This window comes from Amycolatopsis sp. lyj-90, from assembly GCF_046549035.1.
In the GTDB taxonomy this organism is placed as follows: domain Bacteria; phylum Actinomycetota; class Actinomycetes; order Mycobacteriales; family Pseudonocardiaceae; genus Amycolatopsis.
On sequence record NZ_JAJPWP010000005.1, the window covers coordinates 312,893 to 335,715 of the forward strand.

Consider the following 22,823-nt stretch of genomic DNA (forward strand, 5'->3'; position numbering starts at 1 on the left):
TCGGGGCGGGAGCTACGCGGGAGAGTGCGGTGGATACGAGACGGAGCGAACAGGCAGGGGAGGCGAGCCAGGTGGGCATCCGGGCCCAAGGCGGGTCGCTGGCCCCTGGCCGGGTCGTCGGTGACGGCCGGTATCGCCTGCTCGCACAGTTCGGGGTGGACGAACGAGCCGCCGCGCATCTTTGGCGCGCGCGCGACGGGCAGCTGAAGCGCGATGTCGCGCTGACGTTGCTGGTCGGCGACCCGGCGGACGCGGAGGCCGCGAGGCTCGCGCGCCGGACGCTGGAGCGTGCCGCGCACGCTTCGAAGTTCGGGCACGGCGGGGTCGCGCGCGTCCTCGACGTGCTGAGCCTCGGCAGCGGCGTCACTTCGAGTGAAGGACTGCTCGGTGTCGTCGTGGCGGAATGGACCAAGGGCAGCGACCTGGTGGACCTGGTGTCGCAGCGCCCGGTGGCGCCCGCCGCGGCGGCCAGGATGGTGCAGGCGCTGGCGGAAGCCGTCGACCACGCGCACCAGAACGGTCTCGTCCTCGGCCTCGATCATCCGCAGCGGTTGCGGCTCACCCCGGACGGCGCGCTGAAGCTCGCCTTCCCCGGTCCGCTGCCCGAAGCGACCCTTCGCGACGACGTCAAGGCACTCGGCGCGGTCCTGTACCTGCTGCTGACCGGCCGCTGGGCCCTGCCCGGCGGGCCTGCCGCGATCCCGGCGGCGCCGCACGCGCCGACCGGCCGCGTCATCCCGCCGCGCTCACTGGTCCCGACGGTGCCGGTCGAGCTGTCCTCGCTCGCCGTCCGCACCATCGAGGACGGCGGCCACGGCGGCATCCGCACCAGCGCGGCCATCCTGCGCGTCCTGGACCAGGCCGCCGAAGCCGAGGAGCGCACCCAGCTCATCAAGGCCGTCGGCGAGGAAGAAGCGGTGGCCGAGCCGGACGGCACGGTCTGGACGACGAAGAAACCGGTCAAGGACGTCGCGCGGCGCAAGAAGCTGGCGTTCGGCGTGACCGTGCTGGTCGTCGCGACCGTGGTCATCCTCGCCTGGGGCGGGATGATGCTGATCAACCTGTTCCAGGGTGAATCGAAGTCCAGCGGCCCGAACCTGAACGTCGCCGCGTCGTCGTCTTCACAGGCTCCGCCGCCTTCGGGCGAGCAGCCGCCGCCCACCCAGCAGCCGCCGGCACCCGCCTTGGGCGCCGCGGTGAAGCCGTCGGCGGTCGCCGTCTTCAACCCGGGCAGCAAGGGCGACAGCCCCGGCCGCGCCAAGAACACCACCGACGGCGACGCGGGCACCTCCTGGAAGACCGACGAGTACGACAAGCAGTTCCCGGTGCTCAAGGACGGTGTCGGGGTGGTCGTGACCTTCAAGGACCCGATCAACCTCAGCCAGATCAAGATCGACTCGGCAAGCCCAGGCTCGAAGGTCGAGATTCGCTCCGCCGACAAGAAGAACCCGAAGCTCGACGAGACCAAGGTCGTCGGCACCGGGGATCTCGCGGCGGGTGAATCGACCATCGCGCTGCAGCAGCCGCAGCAGGGTCAGTACTTCATCATCTGGATCACTCAGCTGGGTGAAGATGCGGACGGGAAGTTCATCACCGAACTCAAGGAGCTGACCTTCCTGCCTGCGGGGTGACGTAAATCAAGGGGTCAGTAGGCTCTCCCGGGTGACAGCTGCAGCTCCAACGGACGCGGATCTCATAGCGGCGCATGCCGCCGGTGACCCGCACGCGTTCAGTGAACTGGTCCAGCGACATCGAGACCGCATGTGGGCGGTGGCCCTGCGCACCGTGCGGGACCCGGAAGAAGCCGCGGACGCCCTGCAGGACGCCTTCATTTCCGCGTTCCGCGCAGCGGGCAACTTCAGAGCCGAATCACAGGTCACGACGTGGTTGCACCGCATCGTCGTGAACGCGTGCCTCGACCGCATCCGGCGGGGCAAGGCCAGACCGACCGTTCCGCTGCCCGAAACCGGGCAGTTCAACGAGCCCGCCTCACCGCGCGACTCGATGTCCGAGCGCGAGACGAGCCTCGTCGTCAAGGAAGCCCTCGACCAGCTTCCCGAAGAGCAACGTGCCCCGATCGTGTTGGTCGACGTCGAGGGATACTCCGTCGCCGAGACGGCGAAAATGCTCGGTATCGCCGAGGGCACGGTCAAGAGCAGGTGTGCTCGAGGTCGGGGAAAGCTCGCGAAGGTTCTCGGACATCTGCGGAACCCCGATGCGATTGCGAACGTCCCAACTCACGAAAGCAAACGTGTTCGCGCTACCCCGGAACGGGGTGCCAGGCGTCCTCAGGGCACGCCGGGTGACGGGGAGGGACGATGACAGACGAGAGCAGGGGGATCGGTGGGACCGTCGGTCCGCCGTGGTCTGTCGATGTGCTCGCCGACCTGCACGCAGGTGTGCTGGACGAGCGAGAGGCGGCCGAACTCTGGCCGTTGGTGAACGCCGACCCCGAAGCACTGGCGATCATCGAAGCACTCGAAGCGACGACGGCCGACCTCGCGGAACTCGCGAACGAGCCGGTCGCTCCGATGCCCGCGGAGTTCGCGGCGCGGCTCGACGCGGCGCTGGCCGCCGAGATGCAGGCCCGTCAGGCGTCGCCTGCGTTTCAAGGCGCATCTGAAGGGCAGCAGGCGCAGGTCGCCCCGGTGGTGGACCTCGCGGCCGCACGGCGGAAGCGGAACAAGCGGATCGGCTGGGGCGCGGGGATAGCGACCGTGGCCGCGGCGGCCATCGCCGCCGTCGCGATCGTCGTACCGACCACGCAGCAGTCGACACCGGGCGGCGTCGCGCAGCCTCCGCCCGCCCCCACCGGCTCGTCGGTCGGCGGAGACGGCGGCGGGGCCGAAGCCCTCGTCGGCAAGGCGATCGGCGTCCGCGACTTCGGCTCGTTGAAGACCGAGGAGCGCCTCGACGCCTGCGTCGAAGCCGCCGGACTGGACCCCGACGTGCGGCCGGAGGGCATCCGGCCGGTGAACGTCGCGGGCAAGGACGGCGTGATGGTGATCTACACCACAGGCAAGCTCGCCCAGTTCCGCATCGTCGCCTTCGGTGCCGACTGCGGCCCGGGCAACGCGTCGGTCCTCTTCGACAAGATCATCGGACAGAAGTAGCAGCGGAGAGCGATAGCAGCGGTAGCAAAGGTCCCCTGCTGCCTTCGGCTGCCAGGAAAAGGTCCTCTGCTTCCGACCGGGAGCAGGGGACCTTTGCTATCGCCGCCGCAAGCCCGGAGAAGTAGCGCCGGTCACCCCGGGAACACCGGCCCTTACGATCGTGTTGAGCCTGGTGAACAGGTCACTACGAGCGGAGGTCACGGGTGGCTGGCGAGGAAATCAGGAACTTGATCGTTGTCGGGTCGGGTCCTGCGGGGTACACCGCCGCTGTCTACGCGGCACGAGCGCAGCTCGAACCGCTGGTGTTCGAGGGCACTCAGTTCGGCGGTGCCTTGATGACGACGACGGAGGTCGAGAACTTCCCCGGCTTCCGCGAAGGCATCCAGGGTCCCGACCTCATGGAAGAGATGCGCGAGCAGGCCAAGCGTTTCGGCGCCGACCTGCGCCAGGAGGACGTCGAGTCCGTCGAGCTGACCGGTGACGTCAAGTACGTCGTCGCGAACGGCAAGCGCTACGCGGCCCGCGCGGTCGTGCTCTCGATGGGCGCCGCGGCCCGCTACCTGAACGTCCCGGGTGAGCAGGAACTGCTCGGCCGCGGTGTTTCGGCCTGTGCCACCTGCGACGGGTTCTTCTTCCGCGACCACGACATCGTGGTCGCCGGCGGCGGCGACTCCGCGATGGAGGAGGCGACCTTCCTGACGAAGTTCGCCAAGTCCGTCACGATCGTCCACCGCCGCGAGGAGTTCCGCGCCTCCCGGATCATGCTGGACCGGGCCCGCGAGAACGAGAAGATCAAGTGGGCGCTCAACAAGCAGATCACCGGCGTCGAGGGTGAGGGCAAGGTCGAAGGCCTGAAGCTCAAGGACACGGTGACCGGCGAGGAGTCCCAGCTGGACGTGACGGGGTTCTTCGTCGCGATCGGTCACGACCCGCGCAGCGAACTGGTGCGTGGTCAGGTGGACCTCGACGAGGACGGCTACGTGCTCACCAAGGGCCGGACCTCGTACACGAACCTCCCCGGCGTTTTCGCGGCAGGCGACCTGGTCGACCGCACTTACCGGCAGGCGATCACGGCCGCGGGTTCGGGCTGCGCCGCGGCGATCGACGCGGAACGATGGCTGGCGGAGCACGCCGGTGTCGAGACCGCCCAGGAGACCCCTGAGCTGGTCGGCGGCGGCTACGGCGCCACCACCAGCTGACTTTCACAGCATCCGTTCACCACCCAGGAGGAGACACCATGGCCAACACCGTGACGGTGACCGACAAGACCTTCGTCGACGACGTCCTGACGAGCGAGAAGCCCGTGCTGGTCGACTTCTGGGCCACCTGGTGCGGTCCGTGCAAGATGGTCGCCCCGGTGCTCGAAGAGATCGCGGCGGAGAACGGCGAGAAGCTGACTGTCGCGAAGCTCGACATCGACGCCAACCCGAACACTGCGCGTGACTACCAGGTGATGTCGATCCCGACGCTGATCCTGTTCCAGGGCGGCAAGCCGGTGAAGCAGATCGTTGGCGCCAAGCCGAAGGCCGCGCTGCTCTCGGACCTCGCCGACGTCCTCTGATCTCGCGTTTCACCAGCCGAAACCCGGGGCCTGCCCAGGCTCCGGGTTTCGTCGTTCCGCCGGACGGGTATTCCTCACCGTCACAGGAACATGATCATGGCGCCGGGAAGGGTTCCACGAACGGGGACTTGACGCACCGACCGGGCCTCCGCGCTCACCGAGAGTTCACAGGGCACAATAGAGCACCGGGGTTCGCCCCGCAGGGTTTTCAAAGTCGTGCATCGAGCTCCTTCGGTGCCCCAAAGGAAGAGCGAGGAGTGCATGCGGGTACTCCGCCGCGGTGACGCCGGACCGGACGTCGCCGAGATCAGGTCCACGCTGGCGGCGATGGAGCTGCTCCCGCCGGTGACCGAATCCGGGGAGTACGAGGTCTTCGACACGGCGATGGAACATGCCGTGCGAGCGTTCCAGCAGGGCCGTGGGCTCATCACCGACGGCCTGGTGGGTCCGGCGACCTATCAGGCGCTTCGTGGCGCGGGCTTCCATCTCGGCAGCCGCCCGCTGACCTACATGTTCTCCGCCCCCATGCAGGGCGACGACGTCTTCGCGCTCCAGGAGCGGCTGACCGAACTCGGCTTCGACGCCGGCCGCCCGGACGGGCACTTCGGCGCCCAGACCGAGCGCGCCCTCAAGACCTTCCAGCGCGACATGCGCCTGGTCGCCGACGGCATGTGCGGTCCGGCCACCATCCGTGAGCTGCACCGGCTCTCTTCGCCGCGCGCCCGCGGTGGCCGGCCCGTCTTCCTGCGCGAGCAGGAGCAGGTGCGCCAGGCGGGCCCCCGGCTGCGCGGCAAGCGCATCGTGATCGACCCGGGCCACGGCGGCGAAGACCTCGGTGTCGTCGCGAGCGGCCTGCGTGAAGCGGACATCGCCTGGGATCTGGCGCGACGGCTCGAAGGCCGTATGCAGGCCACGGGCATGGAAGCGCTGATCTCGCGCGGCCCGAACCAGAGCCCGACCGAGGGTGAGCGCGCCAAGTTCGCGAACGAGGCGGGCGCCGACCTGTTCCTTTCGCTGCACAACGACAAGAACCCCTCGCCCAAGGCGCAGGGGGTCGCGAGCTTCCACTTCGGCACCGGCAACGGCACGACGTCGACCGTCGGTGAGCTGCTGGCGGGCTTCATCCAGCGTGAGCTGGCCGCCCGCACCGGCATGCTCGACTGCCGCACGCACTACAAGACCTGGGAGATCTTCACCCGCACCCGCTGCCCGGCGGTGCGGATCGAGATCGGCTACCTGACCAACCCGGAAGACAGCCGCAAACTGGCCGACCCGGCCTTCCGCGACATCGTCGCCGAAGGCATCCTGGTCGCCGTGAAGCGCCTGTACCTCCTCGGTGAAGGGGACCAGCCGACAGGCACGTTCACCTTCGCCGACGTCCTGGCCCACGAACTCGCCAAAGCGGAGTAGCCAGTCCTCCACACCCGCACAAAGGCGCACACGCCCCTGCCGACGCTCTCGGCACAACCGGTTGTGTGCCCCCTCGCCGGACCACGCCACCCCTAGCTCCACCCGGCGCGCAGCCCCCGCCCTTCCCGGGGGGCGTCCCCAGGTCCAGCCTACCCATCCACAGATTTTCCACCGCTCCTAGCAGCGATCTGTGGATAACTCGGCAGGTTACCCACAGCTGTCCCCAAGGCGGGGGATGGCTGCTGCGCGCACCCGAAAACTCTGCTAGAGGCGTGAGATGAAGGGGCGTTCCCAAGGAATCCGGAACGGCCGAAAAGGTCAGGCGCGACCCATGCTCGGTTCGGCGGTGGTGATGGAGACCTGGCCGAGCAGCCGTTCGAGGGCCGCCTCCACGTCTTCCTTCCACGAGATCGCCGACCGCAGTTCCAGTCGCAGCCGCGGCCACCGCGGATGCGGCCGGACGGTCTTGAACCCGACGCTCTGCAGGAACGCGGCGGGCAGCACGCAGCTGTGCCCACCGTCCGGATCGGTCTCTTCGGGCTTGGCGTCACCGAAGGCCTCGATCGCGCGGACCCCGCGTTTGGTCAGATCCTTCGCGACCGCCTGCACCAGCATCCGGCCGAGCCCGCCGCCCTGGAATTCGGGGAGGATCTGGAAGGCGGTCAGCAGAACCGCGTCCGGGCCGGGCGGGGAAGTCGGGAAGGCCAGCGAACGCGGCACGGCGTTCGGCGGCGCGTAAAGCACGAAGCCGACAGGCAAGGTGTCGCTGTAGACGATGCGGCCGCAGGAACCCCACTCCAGCAGCACGCTGGAGACCCAGGCTTCCTTTTCGACCTCTGTCGCGCCGTACTCCTCGGCCTGCGCCTTCATGTGCGGCGCCAGCTCCCAGTACACGCAGCGGCGGCAGCTCTTGGGCAGATGCTCGAGATTGTCCAGGGTTACGCCCACGACGCGACGCGACACCGACAAACCTCCCTGGACGACGACACCCGACTCAGCCCTGTCCCGAGCAGGGCTCGCTGAAGGGGTCCTGATCGAGGATAGGCCGATGTGATGAACACCGGAAGGCCAGGGCCCCTCAAGGGAGGGTGGTTACACTCGATGGAACTACCAGTCGGTAGCGACTATGTCCACTTCGAAGCACGGGTGAAGCGCCTGATGACCGAGAATCGCCCTGTCAGGCCGCAGAGCGGCCGACACAACCTCGACCCGCATCTCGACCGCTACGCCGCGCGTACGGCCGGAATGACTGCTTCCGAGATCAGGGCATTGTTCGCGGTGGCCAGTCGCCCCGAGGTGGTCTCGCTCGCCGGCGGAATGCCGAACCTCGCCGCGCTCCCGCTCGACTCGTTGTCCGCACAGGTCAGCGAGCTCATCGCCGAAGAGGGCCTGGTCGCGCTTCAGTACGGCTCCGCGCACGGTGTTCCCGCGCTGCGTGAGCAGATCTGCGAAATCATGGCCCTCGAAGGCATCAAGGCCCATCCGGACGACGTCGTCGTGACGGTCGGCTCCCAGATGGGGCTCGACATGGTCACCCGGCTGTTCTGCGACCCGGGCGACGTCATCATCGCCGAAGGCCCGTCGTACGTCGGCGCGCTCGGCTCCTTCGCCGCGTACCAGGCGAACGTCGTGCACGTCGCGATGGACGACCACGGCCTGGTCCCCGAGGGGCTGCGAGCCGCGCTCGCGGAGACCAAGAAGACGGGCCAGCGGGTCAAGTTCCTCTACACGATCCCCAACTTCCACAACCCCGGCGGCGTCACGCTGGCCGTCGAGCGCCGCGCGGAGATCGTGGAGATCTGCCGCGAGCACGACATCCTCATCGTCGAGGACAACCCGTACGGCTTGCTCGGCTTCAGCGGACAGACGTACCCGGCGCTCCGCTCGATCGACCCCGACAACGTGGTGTACCTGGGCTCGTTCTCGAAGACTTTCGCCTCCGGCCTGCGGGTCGGCTGGGTGCTCGCACCGCACGCCGTCCGGGAGAAACTCGTGCTCGCGGCCGAGTCCGCGACGCTTTGTCCGCCGACGCTTAACCAGTTGATCGTGTCGCGATACCTCTCGACTCATGACTGGCTGGGCCAGATCAAGACCTTCCGCGAGAACTACCGGGAGCGCCGGGACGCGATCCTGACCGCGCTCGAACAGCACATGCCCGCCGGCTGCAGCTGGACCAAACCCGATGGCGGTTTCTACGTCTGGATGACAGTCCCCGAAGGCGTCGACACGAAGGCGATGCTGCCGAGGGCCGTCACCGCCCGGGTCGCGTACGCCTCCGGAACCGGTTTCTACGCCGACGGTTTCGGCAGCAGGCAACTGCGCCTTTCCTACTGCTACCCCACGCCGGAGCGGATCCGCGAAGGCGTCCGAAGGCTCGCCGCGGTGCTCGAGTCCGAAATGGACCTCGCGCGTACCTTCGGTAACGTGAGCCCACGCTCGATCTCGGGGCCACAGAACCCCTCTCCGGACACGGTCTGATCGACCGGGCGTCCCCATAGAAAAAGGAGTCCTCGATGGTCGACCGCACCGTCGCCGTACTCGCAGGCGGACTTTCCCACGAACGCGATGTCTCTCTCCGGTCCGGGCGGCGGCTCTCGGTCGCGCTGCGGGCGGAAGGTCTCATCGTCGAGGAGTGGGACACCGACGCGGGCTTGCTCGAACGTCTTCGCACCCAGCGGCCCGACGCGGCCATCGTCGCCCTTCACGGTGGTGAAGGGGAGAACGGCGCGGTGCAGACGGTGCTGGAGATGCTGGACGTGCCCTACGTCGGCACCAGCTCGCAAGGCTGCCGCCGCGCGTGGGACAAGCCGACGGCCAAGGCGCTGGTCGCCAACGCGGGCTTCACGACGCCGGACTGGGTCGTGCTGCCGCACAGCACCTTCCGTGAGCTCGGCGCGCAGGCCGTGCTGGACGCGATGGTCGAGACGCTGGGCTTGCCCCTGATCCTCAAGCCCGACCAGGGTGGTTCGGCGCTGGGCGCCCAGGTCGTCAAGGAAGCCTCGGAGATGCCCGGTGCGATGGTCGGCTGCTTCGCTTACGGCGACACCGTTCTCGCCGAGAAGTTCGTCTCCGGCGTTGAGGTGGCCGTGACGGTCATCGAAGGCGAACAGGGACCCGAGGCCCTGCCCGCGGTCGAGATCGTGCCGGAGAGCGGCGTGTACGACTACACCGCTCGCTACACCGCCGGGCTGACCGACTTCTTCACCCCCGCGCGGATCCCCGACGACGCCGCCAAGGCGGTCGGCGAGCTCGCCGTCGCCGCGCACCGGCAACTGGGTCTGCGCGACATCTCCCGCACCGACGCCGTGGTCACCGACGACGGCACGGTCTACTTCCTCGCGGTGAACCCGTCGCCGGGTCTCACCGAAACGTCGATCGTGCCCATGGCGATCGAGGCGGGCGGCGCCACGCTCGGATCGGTGTTCGCCGATCTCGTCGGACGGGCGATCTCCCGCAAGAGCTGAGCCGGATTCGACGAAGGGGACTTGCCCACCGCGGGCGAGTCCCCTTTCTCATTTCCGGGCCACGGCGACGATCTGATGCTCGTCCTCGTAGATGACCAGTCCCGGGTCTGCCGACCAGACCGCCTCGCACGGAATCCCGTGCCTCTTCAGAATCGACAGGTAGCCGTCGACCCGCTCGATGAAGACATGGGCCGTCGCCTTGAACCACGCCATAGCCCCGGGATTCACCTCCGCGTCGTAGACGCTCGGATCGGTGTATGCCGGGTTACTGAAGTTCGCGTCGTACCAGTCGTTGCTCGTCCTGCGAAAGGCTTCCTGCTCGGCGGTGAGACGACCGGCCTGGGCGAGCCCGTTGACGAGACCGAAGACACCGGTGAAGGTTCCTCGCTCGTTGCGGGTCGGGCTCTGGAAGCGAACGTAGGGCAGCTCGGTCATCGCCGGGGCCATCCCCGCACCCACGCGAGCAGATCCTCATCGCGCAGGGAGCCGATCACGATGTCCGCAGGGAATTCTTGATGCTTCAGTGTGGGCACCCCGATGACAGGAACCCCTGCCGCCCGCGCGGACCGGAGACCGGTCATCGAATCCTCGAAAGCCAGCGCGTCGGCAGGCTCGACGTTCAAGAGGCCGCAGGCGGTCAGGTACATCTCCGGATCCGGCTTCGGGGCGGCCACCTCATCGGCGGCCAGTTTCACGGGAAACATTTCCGAGAACCCGCCGCGGCCGAGAGCGGCGTCCAGGAGAGCGCGGGGCGAGTTGCTCGCGACGGCGACCGGAACCGCGGCGGCGGTCAGTTCGACCAACTCCCGCGCGCCGGGCATCGCCTCCGCCTTCGCGGTGACGACCTCGGTCACCAACCTCAACAACTCGTCTGCGATCTCGGCGCCGCCGCCAGGTTCGCCGAACGCCTCCGCCATCGCGTCGGCGGCGGCCGGTAGCGACTTGCCGATCACCGACGCCTTCTCGTCCGGACCGAACGGCAGACCTCGCCGCGCGAACAGTTCGGTCTCGGCCACCGACCAACACGGCTCGGTGTCCATGAGCAATCCGTCGCAATCGAAGACCACCGCTCGCGGATTTCGACCGCCGAAGAACTCCTTCATACTTGCCCCCAGAACAAGCACTCAGCGTTACCTCTTCATCATCGCTCAGCAATCGTCACCGTGACAAAACGACCTGGGGTGATCCCTAATCGGTTTCGCGTGTCCGATTTGCCTGGTTTTCGTCCATCAGTGCCACGATGCGTTCAAGATCGTCAACAGACCCGAATTCGAGGGTGATCCGGCCTTTGCGGCGGCCCAAGTCGACCTTCACGCGAGTGTCGAACCGGTCCGAAAGCCGGCTCGCCAGTTCTTGGAGACCGGGTGCCTGGATCGGCTTGCGGGGTGCGGGCTTCGGCTTGGCCGGCTTCTCGCTCTTCTTGAGCGTGACGGCTTCCTCGGTCGCGCGGACGGACATGCCCTCCGCGATGATCCGCGCGGCCAGTTCTTCCTGACTTTCGGCGTCTTCGAGAGAGAGCAGCGCCCGCGCGTGCCCCGCCGAAAGCACCCCGGCGGCGACCCGTCGCTGGACCGCGAGGGGCAGTTTGAGCAAGCGGATCGTGTTCGTGATGACCGGCCTGCTGCGCCCGATCCGACCGGCCAGCTCCTCGTGCGTGACCGCGAACTCGTCGAGCAGCTGCTGATACGCGGCCGCCTCTTCGAGCGGGTTGAGCTGAACGCGGTGGATGTTCTCGAGCAGCGCGTCGCGCAGCATCGCCTCGTCGGCGGTCTGGCGAACGATCGCGGGGATCGCCTCCAGCTCGGCCAGCTGGGACGCGCGCAGACGCCGCTCGCCCATGACGAGTTCGTATTCGTCGGTCCCGAGCTCCCGGACCACGATGGGCTGCATGAGCCCGAACTCGCGGATCGAGTGCTCCAGCTCGCTGAGCGCGTCTTCGTCGAAGACCTGCCGCGGCTGCTTCGGGTTCGGCTTGATCTGGCTGAGCGGCACCTCGCGGTAGACCGCGCCCGCCACCGCGCCGCCGTGCGAACCGGCCGCGCCGTTGGCCGCGAACCAGCCCTTGTCGTCCGGTCCCGTCGGGCCGGCCGGGGGAGCGGGAGCCACCGCGGAACCGTTCTCGGCCGGGGCCGCCGAGCCCGGCGGCGGGCCGGTGGGGATCAGGGCGGCGAGCCCGCGCCCGAGCCCCCCTCTGCGCTCGCTCATGCCGTACCGCTCCTTTCCTTCATCTCCGCCCCACGTTGGGCGATCTCCTTCGCCGCGTCCACGTAGCTCATCGCGCCCCGGGAACCCGGGTCGTACGCGAGGACCGTCTGCCCGTATCCGGGCGCCTCGGAGACCTTCACGCTGCGCGGGATCACCGTCTTGAGGACAGTGTCCCCGAAGTGATTCCGGACCTCGTTCGTCACCTGATCGGCCAGCTTCGTCCGGCCGTCGTACATGGTGAGCAGAATCGTGGAGACGCTGAGTTCGCGGTTGAGGTGCTTCTGGACGAGCTCGATATTGCTCAGCAGCTGACCCAGACCTTCGAGCGCGTAGTACTCGCACTGGATCGGGATCAGCACCTCCTGCGCGGCGACCATCGCGTTGACGGTCAGCAGACCGAGCGACGGCGGGCAGTCGATGAAGACGTAGTCGACGCCGATCTCGTCGAGGATCTCGGACGAGAGCGCCTCCTTGAGCCGCATCTCGCGGGACGCCATCGACACGAGTTCGATCTCGGCGCCGGCGAGGTCGATGGTCGCGGGCACGCAGTAGAGGTTCTCCGACTGCTCGCTCTGCGCGGCCGCCTCGGCGAGCGTGACCTCGCCGATCAGCACCTCATAGATGGACGGCGTGCCGGACCGGTGTTCGATGTCGAGCGCGGTGCTCGCGTTGCCCTGCGGGTCGAGGTCGATCACGAGCGTCTTGAGCCCGTGGACGGCCAGGGCGGCGGCGAGGTTCACCGTGCTCGTGGTCTTGCCGACGCCGCCCTTCTGGTTGGCGACCGTCAGAACGCGCCGACGGGTCGGACGGGGGAGCGCGCCCTTCTTGGGGTGCAGCACGCTGGCGGCCCGGACGGCCTCTTCGGCGATGGGCGTCCAGCCGAGTTCGTGGCCAGTGCTCGCGGGGTCGGACGGTGGGGGAGTCACCGGTCTCGAACCTCCTCTGTATTAGAAGTGGGAGTCGGTCTGCGTTGTTTCACGTGGAACCGGTCTAGCTACGCCTGCCGCGCGGTCGAGACGGTTTCGAAGGCAGACGATGGATCACGACGACCGTGCTGGGGACCTCAAGCACCTTGGTGCCGCACTCGAAGACTTCCGGCTCGCCACCGCCGGCCTTCCGGACGGCGACGCGATCGCGTTCGATTTCCTCTCCGGCGCTCGCTCCTTTGAGGGCGACCAGAGCACCTTGGGAACGCACAAGCGGGAGGCACCAGCTCGCGAGCCGGGCCAACGGAGCAACCGCCCGGGCGGTGACGACATCCGCGTCACCGAGCTCCTCGCGTACCTGCCGCTCTTCCGCGCGCCCGCGGACAACGGTGATGGGGAGTTCCAGCTTCTCGGCAACCTCGGCCAGCCAGTCGACCCGGCGGGCCATCGGTTCGAGCAGAACGATATCGAGGTCCGGTCGGCTGATCGCGAGCGGTACACCCGGAAGCCCCGCGCCCGATCCGACGTCGACCACGCGGGCGCCGTCGGGGATCCGCTCGCCGATCACGGCGGAGTTCAAGACGTGTCGTTCCCAGAGCCGGTCGACCTCACGGGGACCGATCAGGCCACGCTCGACGCCGTGCCGCTCCAGGAGTTCGACGTAGCCGATGGCTTGCTCGACGCGGTCTCCGAACACTTCCGACGCCGCACTCCGAACCGATGCGGCGACCCCGTCCAAGCCCACTCTTGCTCCTCAACCCTCGACGCCGTTTCACGTGAAACGCGCTTCACCGATTGTCCATGACGCCGACCGCAAAGCGGGGAGACAGTCCGAAGTTGTGGACAACTCCACTCGTCTTCGCGCGTTTCACGTGAAACGCCACGCGTGTAATTCACCCGGGCAACAAAGAAGCGGCCCGCCGGATGACCGGCGGGCCGCTTCGTTCAGAGAACTCGTCAGGCGGGGAAGATGACGACCCGGCGCTTCGGGTCCTCTCCTTCACTCTCGCTCTTGACCCCGTCGACGGCGGCGACCGCGTCGTGCACGACCTTCCGCTCGAACGGGCTCATCGGCTGCAGCCGGACACGCTCACCGGACGAGACCACGGTCTCGGCGGTCGAGCGGCCGAGCTCGCGAAGCTCTTCGCGACGGTCCGCGCGCCAGCCCGCGATGTCCAGCATCAGACGGCTCCGCGAACCGGTCTCCTGCTGCACCGCCAGGCGCGTCAGCTCCTGCAGCGCCTCAAGAATGGTGCCGCGGGGACCGACGAGCTTCTCCAGATCCTCGCCACCGTCGATGCTGACGATCGCGCGGCCCGCTTCGACATCGAGGTCGATGTCGCCGTCGTAGTCCAAAAGGTCGAGCAGCCGCTCGAGGTAGTCGCCGGCGATGTCGCCCTCCTTCACGAGGACGTCGTCGTCGACACCTCCCTTGCGCCCGGTCTCTGACGCCGTATCTTCGGCATCACCAGTCTCGACCTCGGCCGCGCTGTTCTCTTCGGCGTCGATCGTGTCGATCGTCTCCGCCATTGTTGGTCTCCTCTCCAGCCCGGATCGGCGTCAGCGACGCTTCCGGCCTGATTTCTTAGTCGAGTCAGAGATGAGACCGGGCACGTCGGCGCCGTTCTCCTTCGAGCCGTTGGTCGACGGCTCGGCTGATGCGTTCTCGGTGTCCTTCTTCTCCGCGGCGGACGAACCGGTCTGGGCGAAGCCGTGGGGCGAACCCGCCTTCTTGACCTGACCACCGGAGGACTGCTTGTTCCTCTTCTGCTGGACCGGCTTCTGGCCGGGGCGCGGCGCGGTCGGCTTCTGGCCGGGCTTCGGGCCGAGGTTCGCGCGCTTCTCCTTCTCGGCTTCCTTGCGGGCCTCTTCTTCCTTGTCGATCTTCGTGTAGACGAGGCGCTGCTGCATCAGGGTCCAGCCGTTGTTCGCCAGCCAGTAGAAGAGGAGGCCGAGCGGGAACAGCGCACCGAAGACGAGGACACCGAGCGGGAAGATGTACATCGTCAGCTTGTTCATCATCGCGGTCTGCGGGGTGGCCGACTCGGGGTTCTGACGCTGGACCGAGTGACGCGCGGTGAGGTGCGTGGCGATGCTCGCGATGATCATCAGCGGGATCGCGACGGGGGCGACGCTCCAGTGGAACCCGGCGGCCGTGTTGCCACCGCTGACCATGTCGACGCCGGTGTAGATGGCCTCACCGAGGTTCGTCCCGAACAGCTTCGCGTGGACGTACGACTCGACACCGGACTGGTCGAAGAAGTAGTTCTCGGTCTTCGGGCCGCCGTACGGGTTGATGGTGAACATCCGCAGGACGTGGTTCAGGCCGATGAAGACCGGGATCTGAAGCAGCATCGGCAGGCAGCTGCCCAGCGGGTTGACGCCGTGCTCCTTCTGGAGCTTCTGCATCTCCATCGCCTGGCGCTGCCGGTCGTTGGCGTACTTCTTCTGCACCTTCTTCATTTCCGGTGCGAAGTCCTGCATCTTCTTCATCGACCGGACCTGGTTCACGAACGGCTTGAACATGATGCCGCGGACGGTGAACGTCAGGAAGATGATCGCCAGGATCCAGGAGACCGCGTTCGCCTCACCGAACACAAGCCCGAAGACCTTGTGCCAACACCACAAGATGAAGGACACGGGGTAGTAGATGAAGTCGAGCACTGAGCTACTCCTCGATCGGTGTTTCAGGTCGGCGGTGGCGCCACGAGAACGTCTCGGGGACCGGGTCGCGGCCGGGCATCGTCCACGGGCCACAGCGCAGCAAGCGCCGGACCGCGAGGTAGGTACCGCGGCCGGCGCCGTGCCGGGTCAGTGCCTCTACGGCGTACGCGCTACAGCTCGGGTAGAACCGGCACGCCGGAGGAAGGAAGGGAGAGATCGCCTTGCGATACAGCTTGACGGGCAGGAGCAGCACCCAGGCCACCGGGCCGGGGCGGGCTTCTTCGGTGGTCTCGCTCTCGGTGGCTCGCATGTCGTTACACCGCTGATCCGTTGTCGGAGGGTCGCGTCTGGCGGGACTTCCCGGTGACGGCGGAAGGCCCGGACAACCCGAGGCGCCGCAACGACGCGTCGAGATCCGAACCGAGTTCCGCGCTGGACGCGTCCGCGGCCGGAGGTAGTGCCCGTACCACCAACGAGCTCCCCGGCGGCAGTGTTCCGATCCTGGCGGAAACGAGATGCCTCAACCGGCGGGAGACCCGGTGGCGGACCACCGAATTCCCCACGGCCTTGCTCACCACAAAACCCGCCCGCGCCGCCTCGGCGGCTTCGGACGGGTCCGTGGTCAACGCATGGACGACGAGGCGGCGCCTGCCTGCCTTGGCCCCACGCCGCATCACGGCACGGAAATCCTCACTGCGCCGCAACCTCGCGGCGGCCGGCAGCACGACGTCCCTCGACGGCGGCCGGATCAGGCGGACAGTGCGCCGCGGCCCTTGCGACGACGAGCCGCCAGGATGGCCCGGCCGGCGCGGGTCCGCATCCGAAGCCGGAACCCGTGGACCCGGGCGCGTCGGCGGTTGTTCGGCTGGAAGGTGCGCTTACCCTTGCTCACGACTTACTTCTCCTGTTTCATCGGCCGCCGGGGACGGTTCGACCCGTTCCTGGCGTGTCGTGCTGACGCACGGCAGTCTCTGGTGTCTCCTACCAACGTGTGGCCTCGTCACGTCGAGCGACGACAACGTGGGCACGCGAAACGCCCCCGCTGTATACGGGAGACCTTACGAGGGTACGCACCCACCGCCCGGGCCCGGCAGGCACCCCCTCGACCACGGACCGCGACCGTGCGTGGAGAGTGATCACCGGCGACGTGAAGGCATCGAATGGCAACACGCCGTACACCGTGAAATGCTTGCGCGCGAGGATGCCTTGTGGCATCGGGCGGGGCTTGTTAGCGTGCCTCTCCCCGGGTTTTCGCCAAGGTGGAACGGTGCAGGCGCCCGGGTGTCCTCGGGGCGTGGAGGCGTCCCGCCGGCCTACGTCGATCCCGCAGGTGACGTCGCCGCGGGCCGCCGTACATTAGTGCACAGCTGTGGACAACTATGTGGATATTTGCTGTGCGCATGAGCTGATCGGGCCATGATGGCGCCCGACCCGGTGTTTCGGAGCGCGGTGTTTCCCGGATGTTCACACGCACCGATGAGGGGAGGGGAGTCAGGCAGGTGTCCGATCACCAGCACAATCTTGGCGTCATCTGGGAACAGGTCGTGCGCGAACTGTCGGATGGCACCCTCTCCCCGCAGCAGCGCGCCTGGATGCGGGTGACCCGGCCGATCGGCCTGCTCGACGGCACCGCACTGCTCGCCGCACCCAGTGACTTCGCCAAAGAAGCGATCGAGCGCGCCCTTCGCGGCGCGATCACCGAAGCCCTTTCGCGACGACTCGGCCGCGCGGTCTCCCTCGCGGTGAAGGTCGACAGCACCGAGATGCCCCCCGCTTCGCCCGGCCCCCGCTACGAAGCGTCACCCGGCCGGGTGGAAAACGGCGGCGGCCCGGTGCCCGGCCCGCCGCCGCTGCCCGACGGTGACGGCATGTTGTCGCCGAACCGCCCCCGGCCCGAGCCTCCGAAGCCGAGGCCCCCGCGGCAGCCGGTGGACAACAGCCTCAACGACGGCGACGACAGCGATGAAGAAGTCGACGAAGAGGGCGAGGCCCTCGCGGCCGTGACCGAGATCTGGCCGACGTTCTCCGGCCAGCCGATCGCGGGCCAGCCCTACACCGCGCCGGCGCAGCCGCAGACGTCGAAGACGAAGCTCAACGAGAAGTACACGTTCGACACCTTCGTCATCGGTGCCTCGAACCGCTTCGCGCACGCGGCCGCGGTCGCCGTCGCCGAAGCACCGGCGCGCGCGTACAACCCGTTGTTCATCTGGGGAGAGTCCGGCCTCGGGAAGACGCACCTGCTGCACGCCGTCGGGCACTACGCCCAGCGGCTGTTCCCCGGCATGCGCGTGCGGTACGTGTCGACCGAAGAGTTCACCAACGACTTCATCAACTCGCTGCGAGACGACCGCAAGGTCGCGTTCCAGCGCCGCTACCGCGACATAGACATCCTGCTCGTCGACGACATCCAGTTCCTGGAAGGAAAAGAAGGTACGCAGGAAGAGTTCTTCCACACCTTCAACACCCTCCACAACGCGAACAAGCAGATCGTCGTCTCCTCCGACCGCCCGCCGAAGCGCCTCGAGACGCTGGAAGACCGGCTGCGCACGCGGTTCGAGTGGGGCCTCATCACCGACATCCAGCCGCCCGAGCTCGAAACCCGGATCGCGATCCTCCGAAAGAAGGCCGCGCAGGACAGGCTCGCGGTCCCCAACGAGGTGCTGGAGTTCATCGCTTCGCGCGTCGAGGCGAACATCCGGGAGCTCGAAGGCGCGCTCATCCGCGTCACCGCCTTCGCGTCGCTGAACCAGCAACCGGTCGACGTCGCGCTCGCCGAGATCGTGCTCCGCGACCTCATCCCGGATTCGCACGCGCCGGAGATCACCGCGCCGACCATCATGGGCGTCACTTCGGAGTTCTTCGACGTGACGCTCGACGACCTCTGCGGGCCCGGCAAGACGAAGGCCCTCGCGACGGCTCGTCAGATCGCGATGTACCTCTGCCGCGAACTGACCGACATGTCGCTGCCGAAGATCGGGCAGACCTTCGGCGGCCGCGACCACACGACCGTCATGCACGCGGACAAGAAGATCCGCAAGGAGATGGCCGAACGACGGCGCATCTACGACCAGGTCCAGGAACTGACCTCGCGTATCAAGCAACGGGCCAGGCAGTAATCCCTTAGCACACAAGGACTTCAGGGGCTCTCACCGTCCAGGTGGGAGCCCTTTTTGGTGCGCGCGCAGCCGTCCACATAGGTCTTAGAGCGTGTGAAGGCGCGAAGGACCGGGTACCCCGAAGACAGCACGTACGGGTGAGAAGGACACGAAACGTGCTTGAGTGCATTTCAGGTTTTCCCTTGTGCACAAAGGAAATCCACATGCTGTGGGTACTTTGTGCACAACTCGGGCGGGCCGGAGACCAGCGGAGATCGGTTTTCCGTCCACATCGCACTCACAGGAAATCCACAGCATTTCCACACCATGATCCACACGCTGTCCCCAGGTTGCCCACATGTTGTGCACAAGGGTGACGCGGGCTGCACGGATCACTCTCCCGAGCGATTCCGGTCACGAACCGGACCCACAGCCCCTGGGTACAAACCGCCCCACATCTGGGGATAACCATGGGGACAACTCGGGCCGAATGTGGATGGATCGAGCGCGGCCCGAAACCATCCACCGACGGCCCGAGCTGTCCACCGTCCGTACACACCCGGAGTCCACAGGGTCCGAGCCGTCCGGACCTGCGCGAACGAGGCTTGTCCACACAATCCACAACGCCTATTACTACTGCTGTTCTTAGTTCTTCTTAAGAAGGGAATAAAACAAAAACAGGCGATGGACGAATCTGGGGACAGTCGGCGAACCGTGTCGTCTTGTCGACAAAAGCAAGGGGAGGCCGAGGTGACGCGGACCCCGGGGACGGCCTAACGTGGGTCCCTGCACCTGGTCTGCGTGTCGACGTGCGTTCGCGTCCTCGCTCGGACCGAACGAACCTGCGAGGCACCTGGCCATCGCGCTCTCCGGCCGCGGTGACCCGTTGAGCTTTCGAGCCGTCAGGGGCTCGGCTGTCGAAAGGAAGCGCGCATGAAGATCCGCGTCGAGCGTGACGGGCTGGCCGACGCCGTCGCGTGGGTGGCGAGAAGCCTCCCGTCGCGGCCTCCGGTCCCGGTTCTGGGCGGTGTCCTGCTCGATGCGGGATCCGACGGGACGAGTGACGCACTCACCGTCTCCGGATTCGACTACGAGGTCTCCGCCACGGTCGGCGTCCCGGCCACCATCGCCGACGGGGGCCGTCTCCTGGTCTCCGGTCGTCTGCTGGCCGACATCACCAAGTCGCTGCCCGCGCAGCCGGTCGAGATCTCCGTCGACGGCGCCCGCGCCACCATCACCTGCGGCTCCGCGCGCTTCTCGTTGCCGACCATGCCGGTCGAGGACTACCCGCAGCTCCCGTCCCAGCCCGCCTTCGCCGGCGAACTCACCGGCGACGCGTTCGGCCAGGCCGTCACCCAGGTCGTCGTCGCGGCGGGCAAGGACGACACCCTCCCGATGCTGACCGGCATGCGGCTGGAGATCTCCGGCTCCTCGCTGACCCTGGTCGCCACCGACCGCTTCCGGCTCGCCATGCGCGAGTTCACCTGGGAGCCCGCCGAGGGCCTGTCCGACGCCGCCGTGCTCGTCCCGGCGCGCACGCTCGCCGAGGCGGCGAAGACGCTCGGTGCCAGCGGCGCCAAGATCCGCCTCGCGCTCGCCAGCGGTGAGGGCCTCCTCGGCCTGTCCGGCTCCGGCCGCTACACCACGACCCGCCTCCTCGACGCGGAGTTCCCGCCGTACCGGCAGCTGCTGCCGGCGCAGCACACGTCGCGCGCGGTCATCGAGGTCTCCGCGCTCGCCGAGTCGATCAAGCGTGTTTCGCTGGTGGCCGAACGTGGCACCCAGGTGCGGCTGGAATTCAACGACGGTTCGCTGCGGCTCTCCGCCGGCGGCGACGACGAAGGTTCGGCCGAAGAAGAGCTTCAGGTCGACTACGAGGGTGAGCCGGTGACCATCGCGTTCAACCCGGGTTACCTCGTGGACGGCCTCGGCGCGCTGAACGCCAACCGCGCCGAGCTCACCTTCACCACGCCGAACCGGCCGGCGCTGATCAAGCCCGCCGACGAAGAGGGCAACGTCGTCCCCGGCTACCTGTACCTGCTGATGCCGGTCCGCCTCCCGGGCTGACCGGTCTTTAGTTTCTGTTTCGCACCAAAGGGGATCTTCATGGCTCAGCTGGGACTCATCGGCCTCGGCAAAATGGGGTTCAACATGCGTGAGCGGCTGCGCGGCGCCGGTCACGAGGTGGTCGGCTACGACCGCAACCCCGACGTCACCGACTCCACGTCGCTCGAGGACCTGGTGTCCAAACTGGACGGTCCCCGGATCGTCTGGATCATGGTGCCCGCCGGTGAACCCACCCGGCAGACCGTCGCGGAGCTCGGCAACCTGCTGTCCGCCGGCGACCTCGTGATCGACGGCGGCAACTCGAAGTACACCGAAGACCGGATCAACGCGGACCTGCTCGCCACGAAGGAGATCGGTTACCTCGACTGCGGGGTTTCCGGTGGTGTGTGGGGCAAGGACAACGGCTACGGCCTGATGGTCGGCGGCGCCGCTTCGGACGTCGAGAAGGCCATGCCGATCTTCGACGCGCTTCGCCCCGAGGGTCCGCGTGAAGAAGGCTTCTCGCACGCCGGCGCCGTGGGCTCCGGTCACTACGCGAAGATGATTCACAACGGCATCGAGTACGGCATGATGCAGGCCTTCGCCGAAGGCTTCGAGCTGCTTGAAGCCGCGAAGGTCGTCGAGAACGTGCCCGCGGTGATCAAGGGCTGGCAGCGGGGGACCGTCGTCCGCTCGTGGCTGCTCGACCTCCTCGTCCGCGCGCTCGACGAGGACCCGGAGCTGGACGATCTCGAGGGCTACGTCGAGGATTCCGGCGAAGGCCGGTGGACCCTCGAAGAGGCGATCAACAACGCGGTCCCGGCGCCGGTCATCTCGGCCGCGCTGTTCGCGCGGTTCGCCTCGCGCCAGGAGGACTCCGCCGCCATGCGCGCCGTCGCCGCGCTGCGCAACCAGTTCGGCGGCCACTCGGTCAAGAAGGTCGGCGGCTAGGCGGGTTGTACCTCAGACATCTCCAGGTCACCGACTTCCGGTCCTGGCCCCAAGCCGATCTCGCGCTCGAACCCGGCCCGACCGTCCTCGTCGGACAGAACGGCCGCGGCAAGACGAACCTCTTGGAGGCGATCGGCTACATCGCGACGCTGGGTTCGCATCGCGTCGCGACCGACGCGCCGCTGGTGCGGCACGGCTGCGAACGCGCGCTGATCAGGGTCGCGGTGGTCAACGAAGACCGTGAACTGACGGTCGAGCTGGAGATCACCCCGGGCAAGGCGAACCGCGCGCGGATCAACCGCGGCGCGGTCGGCAAGCCCCGTGACGTGCTCGGGATCCTGCGCACGGTGCTGTTCTCCCCGGAGGACCTGGCACTCGTGCGCGGGGATCCCGGCGAGCGCCGCCGGTTCATGGACGAGCTCCTGGTGCTGCGCGCGCCCCGGTACGCCGGGGTCCGCGCCGACTACGAGAAGGTGCTGAAGCAGCGGAACGCCCTGCTCAAGACGGCGGGTAAGCGGCGTACGGGGCGCGAAGACCCGTACGCGCTGTCGACGCTCGACGTCTGGGACGACCACCTGGCGGTGGCGGGCGCCGCGTTGCTGGCAGCCCGGCTCAACCTCATCGCGGACCTCGCGCCGTACGCTGCCGCCGCGTACATGGGGGTCGCGCCCGACTCGAGACCGGCGAAGATCGCGTACAAGTCGAGCCTCGGCGAAGCGATGCCAGAGGGCTACGGCGTGCCGGACGGTCCTCGCGCAGACGAAGCGGTACTCAAGGAAGTATTGGTAGAAGCGCTGAAGCGGTCCCGGAACCTCGAGCTAGAGCGCGGGGTGAGCATGGTCGGCCCGCACCGGGACGAACTCGACCTCATCCTCGGCGAAGCGCCTGCGAAGGGCTACGCGAGCCATGGGGAGTCCTGGTCGTTCGCCCTCGCACTGCGTCTGGGAAGCTACGAGCTCCTGCGTGGCGAGGCCGGGGAACCGGTGCTTCTGCTGGATGATGTGTTCGCCGAGCTGGACCGGCGTCGCCGGGCCCGGCTGGCGGAGGTGGCGGCCGGTGCCGAGCAGGTGCTGGTGACCGCCGCCGTGGACGAGGACGTACCCGCCGAACTGGCCGGGCACCGGTTCCTCGTGGCAGATGGTGAGATCAACCGAGGGTGATCCCGCGAAGCGGACACCCCGGGTGATCGGCGCCACAGCAGTTACCCACCGATCTGGGGACAAACCTGTGGACAGTGTGGATAACACCGTGAACGCGTTATCGCCCCGCGTGACCAAGGGGCCTGAAAAGCGGCTTGACACCCCCCGCTCGGGCGGTAACCCGAGTGAGGGAGCCCTGTTCGACACGCAGAGTGAACGGGCCCCGGTATCGAACGGCGCAACCGATAC

23 protein-coding genes are annotated in these 22,823 nt (G+C 67.7%); 12 read left to right on the forward strand and 11 right to left on the reverse strand.

From position 1 onward, the window contains the following. Positions 1-71 precede the first annotated feature (71 nt). From ACLJPX_RS20755 to ACLJPX_RS20780, 6 genes are all read left to right on the forward strand, one after another. Positions 72-1,631: a protein kinase family protein gene (locus tag ACLJPX_RS20755; protein ID WP_174720571.1), complete on the forward strand. Its 1,560-nt coding sequence runs from the start codon at positions 72-74 to the stop codon at positions 1,629-1,631. 31 nt (positions 1,632-1,662) lie between these two features. Continuing rightward, complete coding sequence (gene sigM / locus ACLJPX_RS20760) at positions 1,663-2,322, forward strand: RNA polymerase sigma factor SigM (protein ID WP_101611566.1); 660 nt, start codon at positions 1,663-1,665, stop codon at positions 2,320-2,322. Further along, complete coding sequence (locus ACLJPX_RS20765; RefSeq protein WP_410601547.1) at positions 2,319-3,113, forward strand: hypothetical protein; 795 nt, start codon at positions 2,319-2,321, stop codon at positions 3,111-3,113. Before sigM ends, ACLJPX_RS20765 begins: the two co-directional genes overlap by 4 nt. Before the next feature lie 203 nt (positions 3,114-3,316). Continuing rightward, a complete protein-coding gene (gene trxB, locus ACLJPX_RS20770) occupies positions 3,317-4,312 on the forward strand; it encodes a thioredoxin-disulfide reductase (RefSeq protein ID WP_101611568.1) in 996 nt (331 codons plus the stop codon). Positions 4,313-4,350: 38 nt separating this feature from the next. Beyond that, positions 4,351-4,674: a thioredoxin gene (gene trxA, locus ACLJPX_RS20775; RefSeq protein ID WP_101611569.1), complete on the forward strand. Its 324-nt coding sequence runs from the start codon at positions 4,351-4,353 to the stop codon at positions 4,672-4,674. Between the two features lie 261 nt (positions 4,675-4,935). Then, a complete protein-coding gene (locus ACLJPX_RS20780; protein ID WP_410601548.1) occupies positions 4,936-6,084 on the forward strand; it encodes an N-acetylmuramoyl-L-alanine amidase in 1,149 nt (382 codons plus the stop codon). A gap of 318 nt (positions 6,085-6,402) precedes the next feature. Here the strand turns inward: ACLJPX_RS20780 and ACLJPX_RS20785 are convergent, their stop codons facing one another. Further along, a complete protein-coding gene (locus ACLJPX_RS20785) occupies positions 6,403-7,047 on the reverse strand; it encodes a GNAT family N-acetyltransferase (protein ID WP_101611571.1) in 645 nt (214 codons plus the stop codon). Positions 7,048-7,242: 195 nt separating this feature from the next. On the opposite strand from ACLJPX_RS20785, the gene ACLJPX_RS20790 reads away from it, so the two are divergent. Together ACLJPX_RS20790 and ACLJPX_RS20795 are read left to right on the forward strand one after the other, a co-directional pair. Continuing rightward, positions 7,243-8,562 (forward strand): PLP-dependent aminotransferase family protein, encoded by a 1,320-nt coding sequence (locus ACLJPX_RS20790; RefSeq protein WP_101613632.1) that lies wholly within the window; start codon positions 7,243-7,245, stop codon positions 8,560-8,562. Positions 8,563-8,597: 35 nt separating this feature from the next. Continuing rightward, on the forward strand, positions 8,598-9,548 hold the full coding sequence (locus ACLJPX_RS20795; protein WP_410601549.1) for a D-alanine--D-alanine ligase: 951 nt from the start codon (positions 8,598-8,600) through the stop codon (positions 9,546-9,548). 48 nt (positions 9,549-9,596) lie between these two features. Here the strand turns inward: ACLJPX_RS20795 and ACLJPX_RS20800 are convergent, their stop codons facing one another. From ACLJPX_RS20800 to rpmH, 10 genes are all read right to left on the reverse strand, one after another. Then, positions 9,597-9,983, reverse strand: a complete 387-nt coding sequence (locus ACLJPX_RS20800; protein ID WP_410601550.1) for a hypothetical protein — start codon at positions 9,981-9,983, stop codon at positions 9,597-9,599. Beyond that, positions 9,980-10,651, reverse strand: a complete 672-nt coding sequence (locus ACLJPX_RS20805; protein ID WP_410601551.1) for an HAD family hydrolase — start codon at positions 10,649-10,651, stop codon at positions 9,980-9,982. The genes ACLJPX_RS20800 and ACLJPX_RS20805 overlap by 4 nt, the downstream gene beginning before the upstream one ends. An 85-nt stretch (positions 10,652-10,736) precedes the next feature. Continuing rightward, on the reverse strand, positions 10,737-11,753 hold the full coding sequence (locus ACLJPX_RS20810) for a ParB/RepB/Spo0J family partition protein (protein ID WP_410601552.1): 1,017 nt from the start codon (positions 11,751-11,753) through the stop codon (positions 10,737-10,739). Next, positions 11,750-12,679: a ParA family protein gene (locus tag ACLJPX_RS20815; protein WP_410601553.1), complete on the reverse strand. Its 930-nt coding sequence runs from the start codon at positions 12,677-12,679 to the stop codon at positions 11,750-11,752. Before ACLJPX_RS20815 ends, ACLJPX_RS20810 begins: the two co-directional genes overlap by 4 nt. A gap of 64 nt (positions 12,680-12,743) precedes the next feature. Then, positions 12,744-13,424 carry a 16S rRNA (guanine(527)-N(7))-methyltransferase RsmG gene (gene rsmG / locus ACLJPX_RS20820; protein ID WP_410601554.1) on the reverse strand — a complete coding sequence of 227 codons (681 nt, stop codon included), beginning with the start codon at positions 13,422-13,424 and terminating at the stop codon, positions 12,744-12,746. A gap of 212 nt (positions 13,425-13,636) precedes the next feature. Next, positions 13,637-14,209 carry a protein jag gene (locus ACLJPX_RS20825; protein WP_410601555.1) on the reverse strand — a complete coding sequence of 191 codons (573 nt, stop codon included), beginning with the start codon at positions 14,207-14,209 and terminating at the stop codon, positions 13,637-13,639. Positions 14,210-14,239: 30 nt separating this feature from the next. Further along, the gene (yidC, locus tag ACLJPX_RS20830) at positions 14,240-15,343 is read right to left on the reverse strand and encodes a membrane protein insertase YidC (RefSeq protein ID WP_410601556.1); all 1,104 of its coding nucleotides are present in this window, start codon (positions 15,341-15,343) and stop codon (positions 14,240-14,242) included. Between the two features lie 4 nt (positions 15,344-15,347). Continuing rightward, positions 15,348-15,653 carry a membrane protein insertion efficiency factor YidD gene (gene yidD / locus ACLJPX_RS20835; protein ID WP_410601557.1) on the reverse strand — a complete coding sequence of 102 codons (306 nt, stop codon included), beginning with the start codon at positions 15,651-15,653 and terminating at the stop codon, positions 15,348-15,350. Between the two features lie 4 nt (positions 15,654-15,657). Next, complete coding sequence (rnpA, locus tag ACLJPX_RS20840; protein WP_410601558.1) at positions 15,658-16,068, reverse strand: ribonuclease P protein component; 411 nt, start codon at positions 16,066-16,068, stop codon at positions 15,658-15,660. A gap of 23 nt (positions 16,069-16,091) precedes the next feature. Next, positions 16,092-16,235 (reverse strand): 50S ribosomal protein L34, encoded by a 144-nt coding sequence (rpmH, locus tag ACLJPX_RS20845; protein ID WP_005154511.1) that lies wholly within the window; start codon positions 16,233-16,235, stop codon positions 16,092-16,094. A 607-nt stretch (positions 16,236-16,842) separates the two neighbouring features. On the opposite strand from rpmH, the gene dnaA reads away from it, so the two are divergent. The 4 genes from dnaA to recF all read left to right on the forward strand — a co-directional run bounded on the left by dnaA (position 16,843) and on the right by recF (position 22,595). Then, positions 16,843-18,459, forward strand: a complete 1,617-nt coding sequence (dnaA, locus tag ACLJPX_RS20850; protein ID WP_101611581.1) for a chromosomal replication initiator protein DnaA — start codon at positions 16,843-16,845, stop codon at positions 18,457-18,459. A gap of 912 nt (positions 18,460-19,371) precedes the next feature. Further along, positions 19,372-20,505: a DNA polymerase III subunit beta gene (dnaN, locus tag ACLJPX_RS20855; protein ID WP_020632653.1), complete on the forward strand. Its 1,134-nt coding sequence runs from the start codon at positions 19,372-19,374 to the stop codon at positions 20,503-20,505. A 39-nt stretch (positions 20,506-20,544) separates the two neighbouring features. Continuing rightward, positions 20,545-21,435 (forward strand): phosphogluconate dehydrogenase (NAD(+)-dependent, decarboxylating), encoded by an 891-nt coding sequence (gnd, locus tag ACLJPX_RS20860; protein WP_410601559.1) that lies wholly within the window; start codon positions 20,545-20,547, stop codon positions 21,433-21,435. A 5-nt stretch (positions 21,436-21,440) separates the two neighbouring features. Beyond that, positions 21,441-22,595: a DNA replication/repair protein RecF gene (recF, locus tag ACLJPX_RS20865; RefSeq protein ID WP_410601560.1), complete on the forward strand. Its 1,155-nt coding sequence runs from the start codon at positions 21,441-21,443 to the stop codon at positions 22,593-22,595. Positions 22,596-22,823: the final 228 nt, after the last annotated feature.